General features: G+C 63.0%; 5 protein-coding genes. 2 read left to right on the forward strand and 3 right to left on the reverse strand.

Features of this window, described 5'->3' with window-relative positions; genetic code table 11:
• The 3 genes from EN749_RS32425 to EN749_RS32435 all read right to left on the reverse strand — a co-directional run.
• A partial coding sequence (locus EN749_RS32425; protein ID WP_145991098.1) for an MFS transporter occupies positions 1-639 on the reverse strand: 639 nt, incomplete at its 3' end.
• Positions 640-762: 123 nt separating this feature from the next.
• A complete protein-coding gene (locus EN749_RS32430) occupies positions 763-1,071 on the reverse strand; it encodes a DUF1244 domain-containing protein (RefSeq protein ID WP_027037142.1) in 309 nt (102 codons plus the stop codon).
• An 11-nt stretch (positions 1,072-1,082) separates the two neighbouring features.
• Positions 1,083-1,880, reverse strand: coding sequence for an N-formylglutamate amidohydrolase (locus EN749_RS32435; protein ID WP_127327660.1), 798 nt, complete (start codon positions 1,878-1,880; stop codon positions 1,083-1,085).
• A gap of 245 nt (positions 1,881-2,125) precedes the next feature.
• On the opposite strand from EN749_RS32435, the gene EN749_RS32440 reads away from it, so the two are divergent.
• Together EN749_RS32440 and pyk are read left to right on the forward strand one after the other, a co-directional pair.
• Positions 2,126-2,614, forward strand: a complete 489-nt coding sequence (locus EN749_RS32440) for a DUF1036 domain-containing protein (RefSeq protein WP_127266899.1) — start codon at positions 2,126-2,128, stop codon at positions 2,612-2,614.
• A partial coding sequence (gene pyk, locus EN749_RS32445) for a pyruvate kinase (RefSeq protein WP_127372680.1) occupies positions 2,611-3,740 on the forward strand: 1,130 nt, incomplete at its 3' end. The genes EN749_RS32440 and pyk, both read left to right, overlap by 4 nt.

Below are 3,740 nucleotides of genomic sequence, written 5' to 3' on the forward strand. Positions count from 1 at the left end.
CAGTCCGATCAGATAAACCAGCGGGTTTGCCGGCAGTGCGAATTTGTGGTGCTCGGCTGCCTGCGGGCTGTCTTCGGTGAGGAGATGGCGAACGGCCACCGCGATCACCGCGAAGGCAAACACCGTTACCGCCGCCGCGTGAGCGAGGTGGCCGTAGTGCTGGATGGCAAAGCCGCCGAGGCCGCCGCCGGCGAAGCCGCCGAGACTCCAGAAGCCGTGCGAGGACGACATGACGGCGCGGGAGAGCCGCCGTTCGACCACCACGGCATTGGCATTCATGGCAACGTCCATGCCACCGATCGAGCCGCCGAAGATGATCATGGCCGCGGCCGCCAGCGGTACGTTGGGCGCCAGCGCCACGACCATCAGACCGAGGCTGCCGCACAGGGCGAACCAGCGCAGTACGGTGCGCGAGCCATGTCTGGAGATCAAATGGCCGCACCAGGTCATCGCGACGACGGCACCGACGCCGAATAAGAGAATCAGCAGGCCGAGCGTGAACTTCGAAATCTCCAGCCGGGTCAGGAACACCGGGATCTGCGGCGCCCAGCTGCCCGTCAGGAAGCCGTTGGCGAGAAAAATGGCCGCGAGCGCCCATCGTCCGCGAATGGCAGTCAGCTTGGCAATTGACGCGTTCATGAGGCGAATCCCGCTGAAAATGGCTTCGCGCGGCAAATTAGATCGATTCAATTTTCAGTCAAGGCTCTTTCGGGAAGCATTTTGGGCCAAACATAGCTTTAAGCGATCGCTGGGGCGACGGCGTCAATGGTCCTGGGGGCGCCTTGCCTCGAATTCGGCCTTCTTGGCGTCGGAGGCCTCGGTCTGGTTCAGCGCCTGCCATTCCCCATAAGGCATGCCGTAGACGATCTCGCGCGACTGATCCTTGGTGAGATCGACGCCCTCGGCATTGGCTGCCTCGCGATACCAGTTCGACAGGCAGTTGCGGCAGAAGCCGGCGAGATTCATCAGGTCGATGTTCTGCACATCGTTGCGCTCGCGCAGATGCTCGACCAGCCGGCGGAAGGCGGCCGCTTCGAAATCGCGTTGCTGCTCGTCGCTGAGTTCGGTCATCGAAACCTCCGTCATAGCGGCCCGGTGCGCGAGCCGAACATCTTCACCACATGTATATCGGGACGGCGGTCGATCGCGTCAACGATCGGCGCCAACCGTTCGGCCCAGGCGAGCGCGCCCTTCTGGTCCGATATCAGATCCTGTCGAATCTCGATCAGCGCATGGGCGAAGCCGTTGACGATGGCATGCTTGTACATGGTGTCGCCGCGCAGTGCGCCGTCATAGGGTTCGTTGTCGCCGACGACGAGGTTCTTGTCCTGCGCCAGCATGTCTATCAACGGCCGCGCCACGCGGTCGTCGAGATCCCACAGGATGCCGACGTGCCAAGGACGCTGGATTCCTTGCATGGCCGGGGTGAAGGAATGCACCGAAAAGATGAAGGGCGTCTGGGCGGAAGCCTGTGCGACCGATGCGATCATGGCGCCGACAGCGTCGTGATAGGGCCGATAGAACCCGTCGAGCCGCCTCTCGCGCTCCTCGGCAGTGATGGGGTAATTCCCAGGTACGACAGTGCCGTCATAAAGCTGGCGAATGAGCGTCGGATCGTCTTCGCCGCGATTGGGATCGATCAGCAGTCGCGAAAAATTGGCGAGCACCGCCGGCACGCCGAGCAGGGCAGCCAGTTCGCGCGTCACCGCCTCGACGCCGATGTCATAGGCGATGTGCCGGTCGAACTCGGCCGAGGGCAGGCCGAGGCTGCCGTAGTCGTCGGGCAGGTCGCGACGGGCATGATCGCCCAACAGCACGATGCCTCGCTTGCGGTCGCCCTCGATGATGTCGAAAGGCGCGAAAACTGTGGATCGGGTCATTGGCGGGAAATGGTCTGTTCGCGGGCTTCCGGGGAGGGTGCTATCGTCATTCCACGAAGACGACGCTTGCGCAATGCCGTTGTTTGGCCAAGGTTTCCCGGGAAATCTGGCACACGTCGGCGAATTGTGCGCCGGAGCCTTTCTAAATCGATTGGAATTGGACAAAACGGTGCGTTGACATGCGCCCGGACTTTTCCGAAAAGGGGCGCAGAGAGATGCTGATGTGGTTTTTGAGGGGTTTTCGGATGAGTTCCGCCGGCGGGCAGCGCATGCGCTCTGCCTTTGCCATGCCGCTCCTCACTCTTGCCATGGGCCTGTCGGCCATGGTCGTGGCTTCGCCGGCGCGTGCCGATTTCCGCGTCTGCAACGCCACGCAGAACCTGGTCGGTGTCGGCATCGGCTATCGCGCCAAGGCCGGCTGGATCACCGAAGGCTGGTGGCACATCGAGGGATCGAGCTGCAAGACGCTGATCGAAGGGCCGCTGTCATCAAGGTTTTACTATCTTTATGCAGAAGACGCCGAACGCGGTGGACGCTGGGACGGCCCGATCAATATGTGCGTGGCTGAAAAAGAGTTCAAGATCGCCGGCGTGACCGACTGCGTCGCCCGGGGCTTCCAGCGCGCCGGATTCCAGGAATATGACACGGGCGAACAGGCAAGCTGGATGGTCCAGCTGACCGATGAGTCCACAACGGGAGGCGCTCCAGCCGCCCCGGGAACAAACAGTCAATGAGACGTAGCCGCAAGGTCAAGATCCTAGCCACCATCGGTCCGGCCTCCTCGTCGGAGGAGATGCTGAAGAAACTGTTCGAAGCGGGCGCCGATGTGTTCCGCATCAATATGAGCCATACCGACCATGAACTGATGCGCACGCTGGTCGGACGCATCCGCGCTGTCGAGGAAGCGGTTGGCCGGCCGATCGGCATCCTCGCCGACCTACAAGGACCGAAGCTGCGCGTCGGCAAGTTCGCCAACGGGAAGGAAGTGCTGACGCAAGGCCAGACCTTCACCCTCGATGACAATCCCGAACCTGGCACCTCGACCAGGGTCTATCTGCCGCATCCGGAAATCCTGAGCTCGGTCGAAGCCGGCCATCGCCTGCTGATCGACGATGGCAAGCTCGAGCTGAAGGCGGTGAAGAGCGACGGCAAGTCGATCGTCTGCACCGTCGTCGCCGGCACCACGATTTCCGACAAGAAAGGCGTCAGCCTGCCCGACACCGACCTCCCGGTCGGTGCGCTGACCGAAAAGGATCGCAAGGATCTCGATGCCGTGCTGGCCACAGGCGTCGACTGGGTTGCGCTGTCCTTCGTGCAGCGGCCGGAGGATCTGGCCGAAGCGCGCAAGATCGCACGCGGCCGGGCGCTGATCATGGCCAAGATCGAAAAGCCGCAGGCCGTCGCCCGGCTGGCCGAGATCATCGAATTGTCCGACGCGCTGATGGTCGCCCGCGGCGATCTCGGCGTCGAGATGCCGCTCGAGGCGGTGCCCGGCATCCAGAAGCAGATCACGCGCGCGGCACGCCGCGCCGGCAAGCCGGTGGTGGTTGCAACGCAGATGCTGGAATCGATGATCACGGCGCCGGTGCCGACCCGCGCCGAAGTGTCCGATGTTTCGATCGCCGTCTTCGAAGGCGCCGATGCCATCATGCTGTCGGCGGAATCGGCGGCGGGTGCCTATCCCGTCGAGGCCGTGGCAATGATGAACCGTATCGCCACCAAGGTCGAAACCGATCCGACCTATGCCGGCATCATCAACGCCCAGCGCTCCGAGCCGGAAGCGACCGGCGCCGATGCCATTTCGCTGGCCGCGCGCGAAATCGCCGAAACGCTGAAGCTGTCGGCGATCATCACCTACAC

Origin of the sequence: Mesorhizobium sp. M7A.F.Ca.ET.027.02.1.1, from assembly GCF_004022985.1 — a bacterium.
Classification (GTDB): Bacteria; Pseudomonadota; Alphaproteobacteria; order Rhizobiales; family Rhizobiaceae; genus Mesorhizobium.

Coding starts and splice junctions, on each gene's coding strand:
- EN749_RS32430 (WP_027037142.1), bottom strand. CDS start 1,071: ATGACCGAACTCAGCGACGAGCAGCAACGCGATTTCGAAGCGGCCGCC.
- EN749_RS32435 (WP_127327660.1), bottom strand. CDS start 1,880: ATGACCCGATCCACAGTTTTCGCGCCTTTCGACATCATCGAGGGCGAC.
- EN749_RS32440 (WP_127266899.1), top strand. CDS start 2,126: ATGAGTTCCGCCGGCGGGCAGCGCATGCGCTCTGCCTTTGCCATGCCG.